At 65.2% G+C, this 18,094-nt stretch carries 13 protein-coding genes; 11 read left to right on the top strand and 2 right to left on the bottom strand.

The annotated features are described in order from the left end of the window. Nucleotides 1-69: 69 nt before the first annotated feature. The 6 genes from GKE62_RS13950 to solA all read left to right on the top strand — a co-directional run bounded on the left by GKE62_RS13950 (nt 70) and on the right by solA (nt 6,789). Nucleotides 70-1,893, top strand: coding sequence for a CocE/NonD family hydrolase (locus GKE62_RS13950; protein ID WP_195908403.1), 1,824 nt, complete (start codon nt 70-72; stop codon nt 1,891-1,893). Continuing rightward, on the top strand, nt 1,890-3,296 hold the full coding sequence (locus tag GKE62_RS13945) for an MFS transporter (protein ID WP_195908402.1): 1,407 nt from the start codon (nt 1,890-1,892) through the stop codon (nt 3,294-3,296). The genes GKE62_RS13950 and GKE62_RS13945 overlap by 4 nt, the downstream gene beginning before the upstream one ends. Before the next feature lie 98 nt (nt 3,297-3,394). After that, nucleotides 3,395-3,877, top strand: coding sequence for an OsmC family protein (locus tag GKE62_RS13940; protein WP_195908401.1), 483 nt, complete (start codon nt 3,395-3,397; stop codon nt 3,875-3,877). Further along, the gene (locus tag GKE62_RS13935; protein WP_154692766.1) at nt 3,874-4,845 is read left to right on the top strand and encodes a dipeptidase; all 972 of its coding nucleotides are present in this window, start codon (nt 3,874-3,876) and stop codon (nt 4,843-4,845) included. Before GKE62_RS13940 ends, GKE62_RS13935 begins: the two co-directional genes overlap by 4 nt. Before the next feature lie 70 nt (nt 4,846-4,915). Next, the gene (locus GKE62_RS13930; RefSeq protein ID WP_195908400.1) at nt 4,916-5,623 is read left to right on the top strand and encodes a GntR family transcriptional regulator; all 708 of its coding nucleotides are present in this window, start codon (nt 4,916-4,918) and stop codon (nt 5,621-5,623) included. A 5-nt stretch (nt 5,624-5,628) separates the two neighbouring features. Beyond that, nucleotides 5,629-6,789: an N-methyl-L-tryptophan oxidase gene (solA, locus tag GKE62_RS13925; protein ID WP_230206707.1), complete on the top strand. Its 1,161-nt coding sequence runs from the start codon at nt 5,629-5,631 to the stop codon at nt 6,787-6,789. On the opposite strand, the gene GKE62_RS13920 is transcribed toward solA, so the two are convergent. Both GKE62_RS13920 and GKE62_RS13915 read right to left on the bottom strand, forming a co-directional pair. Then, on the bottom strand, nt 6,779-7,705 hold the full coding sequence (locus tag GKE62_RS13920; RefSeq protein WP_154692764.1) for a PLP-dependent cysteine synthase family protein: 927 nt from the start codon (nt 7,703-7,705) through the stop codon (nt 6,779-6,781). The genes solA and GKE62_RS13920 overlap by 11 nt on opposite strands. Then, complete coding sequence (locus GKE62_RS13915) at nt 7,702-9,054, bottom strand: erythromycin esterase family protein (protein WP_154692763.1); 1,353 nt, start codon at nt 9,052-9,054, stop codon at nt 7,702-7,704. Before GKE62_RS13915 ends, GKE62_RS13920 begins: the two co-directional genes overlap by 4 nt. Before the next feature lie 209 nt (nt 9,055-9,263). Here GKE62_RS13915 and GKE62_RS13910 point away from each other — a divergent pair, with 209 nt between their 5' ends. The 5 genes from GKE62_RS13910 to GKE62_RS13890 all read left to right on the top strand — a co-directional run bounded on the left by GKE62_RS13910 (nt 9,264) and on the right by GKE62_RS13890 (nt 18,006). Beyond that, on the top strand, nt 9,264-11,480 hold the full coding sequence (locus GKE62_RS13910) for a TonB-dependent receptor (RefSeq protein WP_195908399.1): 2,217 nt from the start codon (nt 9,264-9,266) through the stop codon (nt 11,478-11,480). A 12-nt stretch (nt 11,481-11,492) separates the two neighbouring features. Beyond that, complete coding sequence (locus GKE62_RS13905) at nt 11,493-13,610, top strand: prolyl oligopeptidase family protein (protein WP_154692761.1); 2,118 nt, start codon at nt 11,493-11,495, stop codon at nt 13,608-13,610. A gap of 2 nt (nt 13,611-13,612) precedes the next feature. Next, nucleotides 13,613-14,608, top strand: a complete 996-nt coding sequence (locus GKE62_RS13900) for a dipeptide epimerase (RefSeq protein WP_154692760.1) — start codon at nt 13,613-13,615, stop codon at nt 14,606-14,608. 127 nt (nt 14,609-14,735) lie between these two features. After that, the gene (locus tag GKE62_RS13895) at nt 14,736-16,625 is read left to right on the top strand and encodes an amidohydrolase family protein (protein WP_230206706.1); all 1,890 of its coding nucleotides are present in this window, start codon (nt 14,736-14,738) and stop codon (nt 16,623-16,625) included. A 4-nt stretch (nt 16,626-16,629) separates the two neighbouring features. Further along, the gene (locus tag GKE62_RS13890; RefSeq protein WP_154692758.1) at nt 16,630-18,006 is read left to right on the top strand and encodes an FAD-binding oxidoreductase; all 1,377 of its coding nucleotides are present in this window, start codon (nt 16,630-16,632) and stop codon (nt 18,004-18,006) included. Nucleotides 18,007-18,094 lie beyond the last annotated feature (88 nt).

Here is an 18,094-nt window from a genome sequence, read left to right as displayed (position 1 = left end):
TGTAATAACACGGCAAGATCGATCCGTGAGATTGATACGCAACTGATGAGTCTTCGAGCGGAGAGTTTCGTGGCTGGTGCCGAGGATGCGCTACAGCCGCGCAGCGCGCGCTTCGATCCTGAGCGGCCGTTCCTATTCGAGGGCCTCGCGCCGCGCTTTGCGACGCGCCGTGTGCGCAGCGTGTTCATCCCGATGCGCGACGGCGTGCGCCTCTCGACCGACTTCCACATTCCGCTGGGCGCGGACCTGCCGTTGCCGGTCGTGCTTGTCCGCACCCCGTACAACAAGAACAACGCTCCCACCGCGATGCCCGCGCTGTTGCCCGAGCAAGGCATCGTCTACGCGATCCAGGACGTGCGCGGGCGTCACGAATCCGAAGGCGAATTCGTCGCCTGTTCGGGCATCGACCGGCTCGACGGCTTAGATACGGTGGAATGGATCGCAAGTCAGACATGGTGCAACGGCCGTGTCGGGACACTCGGCTCGTCCTATACCGGCGAAACCGCCGCCAAGATCGCGGCAATGCGCCATCCCGCGCATCGCTGCGGCGTGATCATGTTCGACGGCAGCTATGGCGGCGGCCAGACGCGCAACGGCGCCTATCTGCAGGGCGGCGTCTCGCTGCTGCGGATGATGTTTGGATGGTACCGCGACTTCGTACCCAAAGTCTCGTTTGCGCCGCCGGCCGGGATCGATCGCGAGGCCTGGTACCAGGCGCGTTGGGCTGACGCCTACGAGACGCAACCGGTCCGCCAACCGCCGGTCGATTACGACAGTCACCTGAAGACCCTGCCGGTCGATACCCTGCTCGACCGCAGCGGGGCGGCGCCGAGCGAGTTCGCGGCGCAGATGCGCGCCTCGGCTGAGCCGTGTTCTCAGTACTTCGCCGACCAAGGTTTCCTCACCGAAGCGGATCGTTTCGCCGCACCGCACCTCTTTGTTACCGGTCCGCTCGAGCGGGGCGGCAGCAGCTTCGACAACTTCCGGCTGTTTCAGGCCAACGCCGACAGCGCCGAGGTCGCCAGACACCAGTATCTCTGGTTCACACCTGCCGCGCACAGCGGCTACGCCGAGTGCGAAGCGGATACGCGTTTCGGTGCGCGGCACTTCGGGGACACCCGGCACCCATACTATCGCGATCTGGTGGGCTGGTTTACGCACTGGCTGCTGGACCACGGAGCCGAGATCGAAGCCTGGCCGCGAGTGCGCTATTTCCTCGCCGGCCGAAACGTCTGGCAGGAGGCGCAATCCTGGCCACCGCACGGGGTAGTTGCTCGCCGGCTTTACTTGGCCGGAGAGGGAGCGCTTGTTTGGGACAAGCCAGTCGCCGAGGCGTCCGTCGAATACCTTTACGATCCCGACGATCCGACCCCGTCCGAGCCCCCCGAGACCCCGGTCGATCTCCTCGGCGGGGGCTACGCCGATCGTTCCGCGATCGAGGTCCGCGACGATGTCATCTCCTTCACCATGCCCCCGCTCGAGGCATCGTTGGCACTGGCCGGAGCAATCGAGCTCGAGCTCTATGTTTCGTCCTCGGCGCCGGACACGGACTTCGTCGCCGTTCTGAGCGAGGTCGACAGCAAAGGCTGCTCGATCAATGTGACTCACGGGGTCGCTCGAATGCGCTACCGTACCGGGCTGGATTGCCCGGAGATGATGAAACCGGGCGAAATTTACCGCGTGACGATCGATCTGTGGCATGCCGCGATCGAGGTTCCGGCAGGCAATGCGCTTCGGCTGTCGCTGAGTTCGAGCTATTTTCCGGTGTTTGACCGCAACCTCAACACCGGCGGCGACAACTTTACGGGCACCGAATGGCGCACCGCGAGAAATGCGGTCCATCTCGGCGGCGCCTGCGCATCGGCCCTGATCCTGCCGGCGTGCGCTGCGTGAGCGATGCGGCCACCTTCGCCCGCACCGCAGTGGTGCGGCTGTCGGCGATCGAATTCTGGGAGCGCTACAGCTACTACACCACCTTCACGCTGCTCGCGCTGTTCGCCTCCGCGCCGGTCGCAAGCGGCGGGTTAGGGTGGAGCGCGCCACAGTCGCTGCGCTTCTTTGGCGTCTACCTACTCGCCGTGCAGGTGACCCCGATCGTCGGGGGTTGGGCGGCGGATCGGGTGATCGGCATGGGGCGGTCGTTGCGTCTTGGCGCCGCGGCGTTGGTGGCCGGCCATAGCCTGCTGGCGGTCGCGGCAACGCTGCCCTGGCTTGTGCTGGGCGACGGCTTCCGGCTGCTCGATCACGTAGCTGGCGCCGGGTTGACGATGGCGACGTTTGATCCGGCGGGGCTTAAGGGCGCGGCTGCGACGCGCTATCTCCTGCTGTCGATGTGCTTCTACCTCGGGGTCGCCGCCATCGCGCTCGGCAATGGTCTGTTCAAGCCGATCCTGACGGTCATCGTCGGGCGTCTGCCCCACCCCGACGCGGCTGCGCGAACCGCTGCCTTCACGACCTTCTTTCTCTACATCAACATCGGTGGGCTGCTTTCGGTTCTGCTCGGGGGCTGGCTGGCGCAGAACTATGGTTGGGCTTGGGCCTTTGCCGGGTCGGCCATGGGAATGGCCATCGCCATCGTCACCGCATTGGCTCTAAATGACAGGTATATCAGCCCCTTTACCGAGCGCGGCGGCATGGCTCACGACGACACGCGAGATCCTAGCGCTGATGACAAACCGTTCGTGATCTCGGTCGCGCTGCTACTGGCGCTGCTCGTGCTCTGCTCGACCTTCTCCTTCCAGTCCTATGGCTTTGTCAGCCTGTTCACCGCTCGGTTCGTGGCGCGCGACGTATCGGGTTTTGTAATACCGCCCGCCTGGTTCACGGCGCTCAACCCGATTACGATCATGATCCTGACGCCGCTGCTGCTGCGCTGGTGGAAGCGGGGCGGACCGGGAAGCAGCTGGTCGACCGTTCAGCATATCGCCGCAGCGTTGCTGCTCATGGCCATAGGCTTCCTCCCGCTGGTTGCCGCCGCTCGAACCACTGCGGAGAAGGGTCTTGCCAGCCCGCTATGGGTAGCGGCGAGCATCATGGCGATCGCGGCGAGCGAGCTGCTTTATTCGCCCGCCGGAATGGCCGCATCGACCCGCCTCGCGCCGGCGCGCTACGCGACGCTGGCGATCGGCTCGCAAGGCGCGGCGATCGGGCTCGGCGCATGGCTGAGCGGTCAGCTGGGCGCAGTCGCGTTCGAAGGCGACAAGGCGTCGGTCATGGGAATGATCGCGCTGGCCACCTCGCTGGCCGGGGGCGCGCTGTTGCTTGGACGGCGGATGTTCGCCCGATTTGACCTCTAGTCGCACAACCCACTTGCCATCTGTTATAACAAAACTACACTAGGCGAATGGTCTCTTCGCCTGCTGCGCATTCCACGCCGAAGCACCTCGCGCGGGCAGTGGCGGACTATCAAGTCCGCGTCGCTGCTGGCGAAGCCCCGCCCGAACGGGTTTTCGTCGAGCTTTCGCGCGAGCGCGGGTTCGTTAATCATGGCCGTACGGGCAGCGGGCATCTCGTGCGTATCGACGAGCCGGCGGACTTCGGAGGCGAGGGCGATGCGGCCGACCCGGCAGAGCTGCTGCTCGCGGCGGTGGGCGCGAGCCTCTCGGTCACGATCACCGCCCATGCGGCGCTGCGCGGGTTGCGTATCGAAGGTCTGGACATGCGGATCTCGGCGTGGATGGACCCAGCCGCATTTTTTGAATTCGGCGGAGAGGCGCGGGGCGGCATTCGGGATCTGCGTATCGGTTTGCGGATGCGTTCGTCGGAACCCGCAAACGTTCTCGGCAAGCTTGTAGACCAAGCCGCAGGCGCATCGCCAGTGGTTACCTCGCTTGCGATCGCGCCCGCCATCGAACTCGAGTTGGAGCCGACCGCGTGAAGTCGAACGGCGCGCCGTTGCTCTGGGACATGGTGCTGCCGCTAGCTCCCGCGGTGGGCAACGACTGGGCGCTTGTCGAGCGGTTCCGCCGCGCCGGTCACAGCTTCGTCTCGCTCACCATTGCCGGTGACGATTGCGGGCTGGGAGAAGCCATTCACCGTCTCGCCCAGGCGCGGAGGGCAATCGCCGAGCGAAGCGACAGCTTGCGCCTTGCGACATCGCTCAGCGAGATCGAAGCGGCGCGAGCCGAGGATCGACTTGCGGTGGGATTGCATCTGGAAGGAACTGAATGCCTCGAGCGTGATCTGGACGTGCTCGACGCGATGTATGCGCTGGGTGTTCGTCATGCGATCCTCGCCTTCAACCAGAACAATTCGGCCGCTGGGGGGTGCGCCGATCTCGTCGACCCCGGACTCAGCCGGTTCGGGCGCCGCGTCGTCGATCGCATGGGCGACCTTGGCATGCTGCTCGACGGTAGCCATACCGGCGAGCGGTCGTCGCTCGAGGCGATCGAGCGGATCGGGCAGCCCGTCGTCTTCACCCATTCCAACGCGCGGGCACTCTACGACCACTATCGCAACGTTTCTGACCAACAGGCGCGCGCCTGCGCGGCCTCGGGCGGGTTGGTCGGGATTTCCGGTTCCACCGCCTACCTTGGCGATTGGGATGATCTTGCCGCGGGCGTGTTCGCGCACATTGATCACTTCGTGCAGGCGATCGGCCCCGATCATGTCGGTCTTGGCACCGACTATGTCGCCGACTCCGAGAAGGTCTTGCGGATTTTCGCCGAGCGCCCCGACGAGTGGCCCCCGGCCGCCACTGGCGGTTACGACACAATTGCCTACCTGCCACCCGAGGACGTCTGGGACGTGGTCGAAAAGATGACGAGCGCGGGGTATGGCGATGCCGCGATCGCCGGCATTCTTGGCGGCAACTACATGCGGATCGCGCGAGCGGTGTGGAAATGATCCGCGCGGCCTAGCGCGACTTCGTTCACTCGTTATAACAGTGACGACATCACGCGAAAGAGCAGTCGGCATGGCATCCAATAAGGGGGGCATCGCTCAGCTGGCCCCGGTCAACACCGACAACGTCCACCAGCGCGTCTACATGCAGATGCGCCAGGCCATCATGTCGGGCAAGTTCCGTCCCGGCGAGACGCTGACCCTGCGGCCGCTGGCGGCGGCGCTTGGCACCAGCGTCATCCCCGCGCGCGATGCAGTGCTGCGTCTGGTGACTGAACGCGCTTTGGAAAATCACCGCCGCAGCGTGCGCGTCCCGCTGCTCGCACTCGAAGAGCTGCGCGATGTCGAGCGCTACCGCATACTCCTTGAAAGCGAAGCGGCGGCGCTGGCCGCCGCGCGCGCCAGCGACGACGATCTGCTGGCGATCGAGCAGGCCTCCGCGCGCGCCGAAAAGGCTTATCGAAGCAACAAGATCGAGCGCTTCCTCGTCGCCAACCAAGAGTTCCATTTCGCAGTCTATGCCGCTGCGCACAGCGATCTACTCCAGTCGATCATCGAGAAATTGTGGCTGCAGGTGGGTCCCCATCTTGGCGCGCTGGTCGATTCGATGCGCGAGTCGGACTTGTCGGAGATCGTGGACCTTGCGCATCATCAAGAGCTGGTCCGCGCGTTGAAAGCCCGCGACGCCGACGGTGCGCGCGCCGCTCTCGCCGCCGATCTCGAGGACTCGACCGACGTCTACCGGCCTTATCGCGACGGCGACGTCGCCGTCCACGGCTGAACGCTATGGGTCGGGTCTGCGATGTCGCGGTGATCGGGCTTGGCGCGGTGGGATCCTCGGCGCTTTACCAGTTGGCCAAGCGTGGAATCGAGGCCGTCGGTATCGACCGGTTCGCGCCGCCGCACGATCGTGGCTCGAGCCACGGGGAAAGCCGGATCACGCGCCAGGCGATCGGCGAAGGCGAAGCGTATGTGCCGCTGGTCCTGCGCTCGAACGCGATTTGGGAGGAGCTCGAGAGCGTCACCGGCGAAAGGTTGCTCGAGCGCTGCGGCTTCCTGTTCATGACCCGCGACGATGCCGGCACCAGCCATCATGGCCACGCCGGTTTCCTGCGGCGGACCCGCGATGCCGCCGAGCGCTTCAAGATTGACCATGAGGTCCTCGACGCGGCGGAGATCGGGGCGCGCTTCCCCCAGTTCATCGGCCTCGCGGGAGACGAGACCGGTTATTACGAGCCGGGTGGCGGGTACCTCCGCCCAGAACGCTGCATCGCGGCGTCGTTGTCCGAAGCGCGACGAGCAGGCGCGAGGATTGTAACCGGAATGCGGGTCTGTGCGATCGAGCGCGGCGCGGACCAGGTGCGCATACGCACCGAGCGCGAGGAGGTCGTCGCGCGTCATGCGATCGTCGCGACCGGACCGTGGCTGCCGCAACTCGCCAAGCCGGAAATCGGACGCCATGTCGCGATCCGTCGTCAGGTTCTCCACTGGTTTCCGGTGCACGACATTTCGGCCTACCGGGCCGGGCTCACGCCGAGTTTCATCTGGACCCACGGTCTCGACAGCGCGGAGCAGTTTTATGGCTTCCCGCCAATCGACGGCCTCGTGAAAGTGGCGCGCGAGGATGACGCTGGCGACTTCGACATCGAGCAGGCATCGCGCGAGGCGGATTTCGACGAGGGTCCGGCGATGGCGGCGCGCCACGTAACCCGGCATCTTGCGGGCCTCGCAGCCCTGCCATCCAAGTCCGCGGTATGTCCTTACGCGGTCACCCCCGATACCGATTTCCTGATCAGCAGCGAGGAGGGCGCGACGGTGGTCTCGGCCTGCTCGGGCCATGGGTTCAAGCACGCCGCGGCGGTCGGCGAGGCCGCCGCCGCGCTCTCGATTGGCGAACTTTCGTCGCTTGACCTTCCGCAATTCGGTCCAGGCCGCTTCAATACTTGAGACCAGTGTCGCACAACACCGTTGCCACCACCGCATCGCGACGGAGGCGGCCGGATTCGAGCAGACGAACAGCCGCGCAAACGTTCGCCGCCGCCGAGAAGCCAACGTAGAACCCTTCCTCGGCGGCCAGGCGATGGCGCCAGTCGCTCGCCTCGGTGTCGCTAACCTCCATGCTTTCGTCCATCAGCGGTGCATCCCAGTGCGGGGGCACAGCCCCATAGCCGGTGCCCTGGAGGATGTGGCCGGGTTTACTGACCCGGCCTCCCCCGAGCGGCGCCGAGCCCTGCGGCTCCACCGCAACGCACCAGGTGGCGGCCGACGCCGCTTTCAGCGCCCGCGCCACCCCCATGAAGGTGGCCCCGGTGCCCACCGCCGCCGCCCAGCCGTCAATCGGGCATCCGGCCTGATCGAGGATCTCGCGACCGGTGCCGAACTGGTGCGCATGAATGGGCTCGGCCGCGTTGAACTGGTCGACATAGAACGCGCCCCGCTCGGCCGCTATCCGCCGCGCAGCCGCAGCGGCAGCCGCGATGTCGGCACCCGTTACGCGGCCCGGAACACCATCGACCTGGCTTATGAGCACGACCTCGGCCCCCAGTCCTTCAAGCATCCGCGCGCGCGCTTCGCTGTTGCCGGCCGACATCGTGACCACCAGCGGATGACCGAGCGCGGCGCAGGCCACCGCCAGCCCAGCCCCCATGTTGCCGCTGGTCATCTCGACCACGGTCCGGCCCGGCGGCAGGCGGCCATCGCTGCGCGCCGCCTCCACGATCGCAAGCGCCGCGCGATCCTTGACGCTGCCACCAGGCTGCATGAACTCGGCCTTGGCCACGATGCGGCCGGACCCGCGGTGAATGCGATCGAGCGCGACCAGCGGAGTCCGACCGATGAGCGCCGTGGCCGAGGCGGCGATCATGGCGTGGTCCGTGGACGCAGCGGGGTCACCGGCGTCAAACGGTCAAAATACAGCAGCCCGTCGAAGGCCCGCGCCGGGGCAAAGTCGTCGAGCCGGGTGTCACCCTGCGAGGCCGATTGTACCTTGCGCCACCAACCAGATGGCCGACCCTGGCGGAGGCTGAGCAGACTCGGCGAGCGACGGGCAGCGGCGAAGGCGCGATCGAGGCTGCCCGATGCATCGTCGCTTGCCTCGCGGCCGCGGCTCGAGACCGTGGCGATGGTCCGATATTTGCCGCCCAGCGCACGGCGCAAGGCGATCCCGGTAAGGATCGGCTGGCGCGCGAAGTTGCGCATCACGCTGCCGATCATCGGAGCCTTGGTGACATGACCGTTGGCTTGAAACAGGAGCACGCGCCCGCGCGGCCCCTCGCGTCGCAGCGCCCACAAGACGTGATCGGCCATCGCCTGGTCCCTGACTTCGATGACCTGGATCAGCTTGCCGAGATCACTGCCATCGACGTTCCAGATGCGGAACAGCTCGGGCAAACGCGCCGCATCGTAGGCCTCGCGCTGCGCCCAGGCAAAGTCGTCGGCGCCGCTTCGCCGGATCATCTCCGAACGGTGCGTCACGAACATCGCTTGGATGGTAGCCAGCGTGCGGTCGAGCAAGGTCCGGTCTTCGGCCGCATAGCCTTGATAATCGTTCTCTGTGAAGCGGTCGGCAAAACGCATGAGCTCGATGCGAGCGGGGGCCGAGGCTCGCGGGATTGTGCGCTCGAGATAGCGTGCGACGTGGTCGAGCACCACCGAGCGCCGCCTGACTCCGGGCGGTGCCGACTGGATCGTCGAGCGGTCGATCCCATAGAGCCGCACCGGACGCCCGGAGTGCTGTGCGTTCCACGCCCGCAGCCATGTGATCAGCTCGAGGTTTTCGCGCAAGTTGCCAAAGCCGTGCGTAAGCCCGGTGTCGAGCAGCGCCGCCGGATCACCTGGCCCGCCGAGCACGTAGTCATAGAGCTGGCGCGACTCGGCGAAGCCGCTCTCGAGCGCGACAGCGGTCAGTTCGCGGCGCTCGACGAGGTAGCGGATCAGGCGATTGCGGTAGGCCAGCGGCTCGCGGTTGCCATGGTTGCTTTCGCCCAGGCCGATCACTCGCGCACCGGAGGTGATGCTATCGATTGCCGCCGCCTCGGGGCCTGCGGGCAAATGCTGCTTCACGTCAATTGGCGCGGCGTTGGCTGCGAGCCATTCGACGATGGCTTGCGGCGGAGGAAGTGATGGCGGCGCGTTCGGTTCGACGACCTGCGCTTGTGCCGATGCGCAGACCAAGCAAGCCACGATGACCCCCATCCAGATGTTTTTGCGCACGTACCTCTCCCACTCTTGCTGCAACGCTGCCACCCCATCCGGAGCCGCACAAGCACTTTGCCACTTGTTATAACGAAAAACATGACTAAGCTGTGCCGAAACGCCAGCGGGCCGTCGCGACCGGCGTGGCGCAGTGTGGGAGGCCGAGCATGCGTGGCGCGAAGATACTTCTGTTGACCGGAGCAGCTCTGTGTGCGGGCTTGCCCACCATGGCGCTGGCCCAAGCCGAACAGCCCGCCGGCGATGACGATGCGCAACCGGGCGAGATAATCGTCACCGCCAACAAGTACGAAGAGCGCATCCAGGACGTCGCGCTGAGCATCTCCGCGGTCGCAGGCGACGAGCTCGAGCGCCAACAGGTGCAGGACATCCAGGATCTTGCCCGTACCGTTCCCGGGATCAGCTTCATCCGGGCCGGGAGCATCGCCGGCGCCGGCAACCAGATCATCATCCGCGGCCTCAACACCGGCAGCGGCGCGGCGACCGTCGCCAGCGTGGTGGATGAGGCGCCGCTCAGCTTCTCGGTCGGCAACGCAAGCTTCGCCACCGATTTCGAGCCGTGGGACCTCGATCGGGTGGAAGTGCTGCGCGGACCGCAGGGTTCGCTTTACGGGGCGACCGCGCAGGGCGGCTTGATCAAGTATGTGACCCAAGCGCCGAACCCCGCGCGTCTCGCCGCCGGGTTCGATTTTGGTATGTTCGACATCGCCCACGGCGATATGGGCGCGGTGGGACGCGGCTATGTCAACGTGCCCGTTGCCTCCGACGTCGCGGCGCTGCGCGTTTCGGGCTACTATCAGTACGCCCCTGGCTGGATCGACAACCAGCTCGGCCGCCGCCAGGACGCTAACGGCTTCACCCGTTATGGCGGCCGTGCCTCGCTGCTGGTAACGCCTGCCGACAATCTCAGCATCCGCCTGACCGCGATTTACCAGGACCTCAAGACCGATGGCTTCGACGCGATCGAGGTCAATGGCCTGACGCAGCCCAGCAATCAGTTCGCGCCGCTCAAGGGCTACAACCTCGACACCTTCCTACCCCAGCCCGGGCGGGTCAAAGCGCAGCTCTACATCGGCAACCTGACATACGACTTCGGCGGTGTCGGGATTCAGTCGATCACCAGCTACGGCAAGCTCGACAACTTCCGCACCAATGACGTGCCGCTCTACGGCCAGGTGTTCGGCGGGCTGCTGTTTGGACGGCCAAATACCACGCTGTTTTACATAATCGATACCGACCTGAGCAAGATCAGCCAGGAATTCCGGCTCTACTCCACCAGGAACGCCAAGGAAGAGGGCGGCCTGCAGTGGCAACTGGGTGGCTTCTACACCCGCGAGAAAACCGATGCGCTCACCAACTATTACACCAAGGACGCGGTCACCGGCGCGAATGTAGCGACACCCTTCGGCGGCGCCAGCGGTGCGCTGGTGCTCCAGGCCAACCAATTCTCGCGGTATCGCGAGATCGCCGGCTATGCCGACCTGACCTATTTCTTCTCGCCGCGCTTCGACATAGAAGCTGGCGCCCGTGTGTTCGAAAACAAACAGCACCAGGACGGAATTCAAGGCGGGCCGTTCCTCGGTGTTCCCCTCGGCCAGATCGTCCCTCGCCTGAAGTCGGGCGAGACCAGTTGGACTTTCTCGGTCGCGCCACGCTTCCACTTCAGCCAGGACGCGATGATCTATGGACGTGTCGCCTCAGGTTACCGCCCCGGCGGCCCGCAGTCGTTCATTCCCAACGCACCAGCAGGTCTTCCTAGCCAGTTCGACTCCGACAAGACCATCAGCTACGAGCTGGGCCTCAAGGGGACATTCCTCGACCGACTCCTGTCGGTCGATATCGCTGCGTTCTACATCGACTGGCGCGACGTTCAGATCACGGTCGCTTTTCCGAGCGGGGGCGTCGCTTACAACGTCACCGGCAATGTCGGTCGTGCCGTCAGTAAGGGTCTCGAATGGACCTTCTCGCTGCGGCCAGTGCGCGGGCTCAATCTGACGGCACTGGGTAGCTATACCGACGCCAAGTTCTCCCGCGACGCGCCAGGCATCGGCGCCGCGGACGGTGACCGGCTGCCCTACGTGCCCAAGCTCAACACCACGGTCTCGGCCACTTACGAATTCGATCTTTCGGACGACATGACGGCTAGCGTCAACGGCAGCTGGAGTCATGTCAGCAGCCAGTTTAACAGCTACGCCCTGACGCCAACGATCAGCCATCTGCCGTTTCCGGGCTACGACACCTTTGCCGCACAGATCGGCGTAAAGAGCGGGCCGTTCGGAGTTATGCTGTACGGTAAGAACCTTACCGACAAGCGCGGCATCACCTTCTACTATGCCGGCCAGTCGGCGCTGGGCGGAACCATCCCCGCCCAAACCGGGCTGATCCGCCCGCGTGAGATCGGCATCAAGTTTACCGGCAACTTTTGAGGTCCCGCAGCGATGGGGGTTAGGCGAGCGCTTCTGGTTCTGGGGGCGGCGCTCGCCGCCGCGCCGCTGGCCGCGCAAACGTTTGGGTACCCGCTTACGCGCCGCGTGGCGGTGGTTGACGACCATTTCGAGCGCAAGGTCGCCGACCCGTACCGCTGGCTCGAGGCCGACCCCCGCAAGGACGCTTCAGTCGCGGCGTGGGTCGCCGAGCAAAATGCGTTTACGCGGCGCTATTTGGACGGATTGCCCAACCGCGATATCGTGCGTCGCGCAATTGTTCGAGCATGGGATTTCGAGAAGCGGTCACCATCGCGGGTGCGAGGGAACCGCAGCTTCTACGAGCGCAATAGCGGCCTCCAGAACCAAAACGTGATTGTTATGCGCGATGGGCGCGGCGAGCGTGTGCTGGTCGATCCGAACGCGCTCTCGGCCAACGGCAGCGCGGTTGTCCACGACTGGAAACCATCACCCGACGGCACCAAACTGCTCTTCGCCGTACAGGCGAACGGCGGGGACCGACGTCGCCTCCATGTAATCGACATAGCCAGCGGCCTCGACAGCGAGCTGCCGCTCGACGGCATCCGCACCCCCGCCTTCGACTGGTCAGCTGATGGTAGAACGATCTTCTACACGCGTTATCCAACGACGGCCGGCGACATGGCTGCCCCAGCTAACTCTTCGATTTACGCGCATCGCCTTGGAACACCGCAGAGCGAGGACGCGCGCCTGTTCGACGACCCAAGTGGCGGCGAACTCATTCTCTGGCCTCGGCCGACTGACGGCCGATGGCTAATCATCGAATTCGGCACAACCGATGGATCGCGTAGCGACGTTTCTGCGATCGATCTCGACGATCGCGGTGCCCGACCGGTCCCGCTCGTCACCGGCCTGAAGGCGAGCTGGCGCTACATTGGCTCGCGGAACGGACGCGTGTACTTCGTGACCAGCGAAGGTGCGCCCCGAGGGCGTGTCGTCGCGCTCGATCCCGCCGGCGGCTCCAAGCAGGTTCCTGTCACCGTCGCGCCAAGCGGCCCTGGCAGCATCCAGCAAGCCGTGCTGGCCAGCGAGGAGGTCATTGTCCGCTCGCTTGAAGGACTCCGCTCTCACCTCCATCGCTACGGGCTCGACGTTAGCGACCGCGGCGAGATCGCGTTGCCGCCGTTGACTGTGGTCTCGGCGCTCGAAGGCCGCGCCGGCCAACCGGCCATCTTCTACAGCCTATCGTCGCTTATCATGCCGCCCACGCTCTATCGCTTTGATTTGGCGAGCAAGGCTTCGACTGTCGTGGCGCGGCCCAAGGCAGACTGGAACCCGGGCAACTTCGTCTTGCGGCAAGTCCAGGCCAAGTCGTCCGATGGCACGATGATCCCGGTCACGCTTGCTTATCGCAAGGACGCCGGGAAGCGCCCGGCCCCGACAATGCTGATGGTCTATGGCGGCTGGGGGCTCAGCGTCGACGTCGCCTTCACCGAGACCCGGTTCGCGTGGATGCAGCTCGGCGGCACTTTCGCGATCGCGCATATCCGCGGTGGCGGTGAGTTGGGCGAGGAATGGCATCGCGCCGCGATCAAGGAGGGCCACCTCAAGGGCATCGAGGACTACGCCGCTGCCGCACGTTTGCTCCAGGCGACTGGTGTGACGACGCCTGCCCAGACAATCGCCTACGGCTCATCGAACGGTGGGATGATGGCCGCCGCCACGATCAACTCCTATCCCGAGCTGTTCGGCGCAGCTATCCCCCGCGTGCCAGTGACCGACCTTGTACGCTTTACGCAGTTCACCTCGGGCCGCACGTGGATTCCGGAAATGGGCGACCCCGCCGATGCCCGAGAACTCACCGGGCTGCTGCGCTGGTCGCCCCTGCACAACATCGCGGCGGGCCGGCGCTATCCCGCGGTCCTGGTCAACACGGCGCTTGGCGATGACCGGGTCGTGCCCATGCACAGCTTCAAGTACGTTGCGGCGCTGCAGGCCGCCGACCTCGGTCCGCGACCCAGGCTGCTGCGCATCGAGCAGGACGCCGGTCACGGCGAGGGCAAGGCGGTAGGGCAGCTGGTCGACGAGTTTACCGATCTGTGGTCGTTCGCCGCCGTGCAGACCGGGCTGAAGCCCCGCCCGTACACGCGCTGACAATGGGGGCGGGCGGTCCGCTGCGGCTGTCGCTCGCCACCGCGCGCTGGGAATTCCGTGAACCATTCGTGATCTCGCGGGCGACGATAACCACGTGCGACACGATCGAGGTCGCGGTGAGCGACACTAGCGGACTCACCGGCCGCGGCGGTGCCCACGGCGTCCCCTATGCCGGCGAGACGTTGGCGACGATGAGCCGCGATGTCGAGGCCGCGCGAGAAGCGGTGGAAGCCGGCGCGACACGCGAGGATCTTTTGATCCTCATGCCTGCGGGCGGAGCCCGCTCCGCAATCGACGCGGCGCTGTGGGACCTCGAGGCTAAACGCGGCGAGGGCGATCCGTTTGCGCGCAACGGCGTTGCGGCGAACCCTGTCATGAGCGCCCGCACGCTGGGGATTCGCTCACCCGACCAATTCGAGCAGTCCGCCCGAGCCGAACGCGCACACGCGCTCAAGCTGAAGGTGGGAGCGGATGATCCGCTGGCGATGATCGCCGGCGCGCGGCGTGGCGCGCCCGAGGCGAGTCTGATTGTCGATCCGAACCAAAGTTGGTCGCCCGCGCAGCTCAAGCAGCTTGCCCCGCAGTTATCCGATCTCGGCGTGGAACTGATCGAGCAGCCGATCCCGGTCGGTGCGGAAGGCGAGCTCGATGGGTGGGTCTCGCCGATCCCGCTATGTGCCGACGAACTGGTCGACGACATTGCCGACCTCGACAAAGCCGCCGGGCGGTTCGCGGCGATCAATATCAAGCTCGATAAAGCCGGCGGCTTGACGGCGGCGCTGCGCCTGGCCGACGCCGCGCAAGCGCGTGGCTTCGACTTGATGATCGGATGCATGGGTGGTCCATCGCTGGTCATGGCGCCCGGGATGGTGCTCGCCCAGCGCTGTCGCTGGGTCGATCTCGACGCCCCGCTGTTCCAGCTGGCGGACAACCAGCCCGGCTTCACCTTCCAGCGCGGCACCGTCGCGCGTCCACACCTTCCGGATCTTTGGGGATGAACCGATGATGCGTCCTTTTTTGCGCCGGATCGTGCTGGCGGCGTCGCTGGGTCTCGGGCTCGCCGCACCGGCGAGGGCCGAGACGCTCGCCTACGACATCGTCACCAACGGCGTGGTAAATGGCGAAATGACCGCCGACATCCGCGCGGGCGGACGCGTCCATATCGAGAACCGCTATCAGCAGCAGGACAAGGTGCGTGCCTTTGCCGCTGACGTCGTCATTGACCGAGCCGGATTGCCGACGGCCATGACGCGCGCCGGGGAGGCTTTTGCGTTCCAGCCAATCGATGAGGCCTTCGAAGTCGCCGGCGGCCGCGCAACATGGCGCAATCGCATCGAGCGCGGATCGGCCGACGCAGCCGGGCGCTACTATGTGCCGTTTGGGCTAACCTACGGTGGCGGACTGGCACGCGATGGCGCTGCCTACGAACTTGGCCTGCTCGCCTCAGCACTGCTCAGAGCCGGCGAAAGCGGCCTCGACCTGCTGCCCGTCGGTCACGCCTTTGCCCGCGTCGTGCGCGAGGAAAGCTACTCCGATCACGGCGAGACAATGCTTCTGCGCCTCGTTGCGATCAAGGGTACGTCGCTCGATCCCATCTATCTCTGGCTCGACGAGCGCGACCGCTTCTTTGCCGGCGACGGGGTGATCCGTCGCGGATGGCGCGGCCTTGAAACCGCGTTGACTGCCGCTGTGGCAGAGGCCGATGAGAGCGCCGTCGAAAAGTCCGCTGCCGTGGTCGGGCTCAGACGGCCGCCGGTTCCGACGCTGATCCGGGATGTCGCCCTCTTCGATGCCCGGCGCGCGAAGATTCTTACGCATCGTTCGGTTCTGCTTCGGGGAGGCAAGATCGTCCGGATCGCGCCTAGTTCGCGGCTCGCAGTGGCCAAGGGCGTTACCGTGATAGACGGCCGCGGCGCGACGCTGCTTCCCGGGCTATGGGACATGCACGTGCACCTGCGCCCGCGCGATCCGCTCCGCTTCCTGGCGAGCGGCGTCACAACCGTGCGCGATATGGGCAACATTACAGCAGCGATGGTGCGGTTGGAGCGGCGGCTGCGCGAGCGTCGGCTTCCCGGGCCGGCGATCGTCAAGGCAGGATTCATCGACGCGGCCGGCCCGGCTGCCACCTACAACGGTACGCTCGTCTCGAGCGAGGGCGAGGCGCTGGCGGCGGTAGATGCCTACGCCGATGCTGGTTACTCCCAGATCAAGCTGTACAACCAGGTGAAGCCCGAATGGGTGCCCGCAATTGCAATCCGCGCCCACGCTCGCGGAATGCGATTAAGCGGACACGTTCCGTTTGGGGCCACGGTACAACAGATGGTCGCGTCGGGTTACGACGAGGTCCAGCACCTTATCTACCCGCTCCTCAGCCTGGCCGGCCAGCCGGCGAAGACGCCGCTTACCTTTAACGCCGCGCGCGCCGCCCAGACGATCGACCCGGCAAGTGCCCGGGTTGCCGCGTTCGCCCATCTCCTGCACCGCCACCAGGTCGCGCTCGACTTTACCTTGTCGGTCTACGAGCCGCTGCTCCTCGCTCAGGCGGGCAAGCCGCCGCCCGGCAGCGAGCTGCTTTCAGCCGCGTTGCCCGATGCTGCTCGGCGCCAAATGACCGGCGGCGCGCTGCCGACTCCACCCGACCTGACGCTCGCTCAGTTCCAGGGCACTATGGCCAAGGTGCAGGCGCTGATGCGCGTTCTCTATGAGCGTGGCGTTCCCCTAGTGGCGGGGACCGACACGCCGGCGCTTGGCGGCCTCACTTTACCTCGTGAGCTGGAACTCATGGCAGCTGCGGGGTTGCCCCCGGCTGAGGTCCTGCGGATCGCTACCTTTGGCGCGGCGCGCATCATGCGGCGCGACGCCACAACGGGTTTGATTGAATTGGGCAAAGACGCCGACCTGGTTCTCGTTGACGGCGATCCCATTCGCAACATCTCGGATATCCGTCGGGTTCGCTATACGTTCAAGTCAGGGACCCGCTATGCGCCCGACGAGCTGATCCGGGCGTTGGACTAGCGCAATGGCGGACGGTTTGTTGCCGGAATTGGGAGCTTGTCTCGAGGCTCTTGCTGAGCGGTTTGGTGAGGCGCTTCGGACCGGACACGCCATCTGCAACCAGCACGCCTCCGGTGAGGGGCCTGCAGCCTCGCGACCGCCCGACGCGGTTTTGTTCCCGACCAGCGTGCGCGATGTTTCCGATGGGGTTCAAATATGCGCAGCGCATCGAGTGGCGATCATCCCCTATGGTGCCGGCACCTCGCTCGAAGGTCACGTCCACGCCTTGAGGGGCGGTGTGACCTTCGACATGTCGCTTATGGACCGCATCCTCGCCGTCAACGCCTCCGATCTCGATGTTCACGTCGAAGCTGGCGTCACTCGCGAGGCGCTCAACGGACACCTGCGTGATTCCGGCCTGTTCTTTCCGTTGGACCCTGGCGCCAATGCCACGCTTGGCGGGATGGCGGCCACACGAGCCAGCGGGACCAATGCGGTTCGCTATGGGACGATGAAGGATGTCACACTCGGGCTGACCGTCGTCACGCCGCAGGGCGTTGTCATCGAGACCGGTGGCCGCGCTCGGAAATCGAGCATGGGGTATGATCTCACCCGTCTCTATGTCGGCTCCGAAGGGACGCTCGGAGTCATTACTTCGCTTCACCTTCGGCTTTTTGGCATTCCAGAAGTGATTGCCGCAGGCGTCGCTCAGTTTCAGAGCGCAGGGGAGGCAATCCTCGCGGTGATCGCCGTGCTGCAAATGGGTGTGCCAGTCGCTCGGCTTGAGTTTCTTGACGAAGTGCAAATGGGCGCCTGCATTCGTTGGTCGAAGTTGACGGAGCTATTAGCAAAGCCCACCCTGTTCGTGGAATTACACGGCAGCGCCGTTTCGGTGGCGGATCAGCAGGACCAGATACGAGACGTTTTCGCCAGCTCGGATTGCGCAAATATCCAATGGGCTTTGCGCACCGAGGATCGCTCGCGGTTATGGACCGCTCGCCACAATGCTTATTGGGCGGCAAAGTCACTGTGTCCTGGATACGACGCGGTCACTACAGATGCCTGCGTTCCCATTTCGGACCTTGCTGATACCATTGCCGAAGTAAAGACGCTCGCTGCGCATAGCGGCTTCGTGTGCCCGATCGTCGGGCATGTGGGAGATGGCAACTTTCATGTAATGATTCTGCACGACGCGCAGAGCAGGGAAGCGGCCGATAGACTGGGCTGCGACATCGCCCGCGTTGCGATCAGGCGTGGTGGCACTGCGAGTGGAGAGCACGGAGTTGGGTCATGCCGCAAGACTTTACTTCGCGAGGAACATGCGACAGCGGTCCAAACAATGCTGCAGATAAAGTCTCAGCTTGATCCGATGGGGATAATGAATCCAGATAAAATCTTTTAATGATGATTTTAGGGAGCCGGTCTGCCGTCAGAGTATTTGGTGCCGATCGGGGCGCGGATTCTCGGAGTACTGACCTCGCCTCGGGTTG

This window comes from Novosphingobium sp. Gsoil 351 (assembly GCF_009707465.1).
Lineage (GTDB): Bacteria > Pseudomonadota > Alphaproteobacteria > Sphingomonadales > Sphingomonadaceae > Novosphingobium.
The sequence above is the reverse complement of the archived record's forward strand: the minus strand, read 5'-3'. Positions and strand labels throughout refer to the sequence as shown.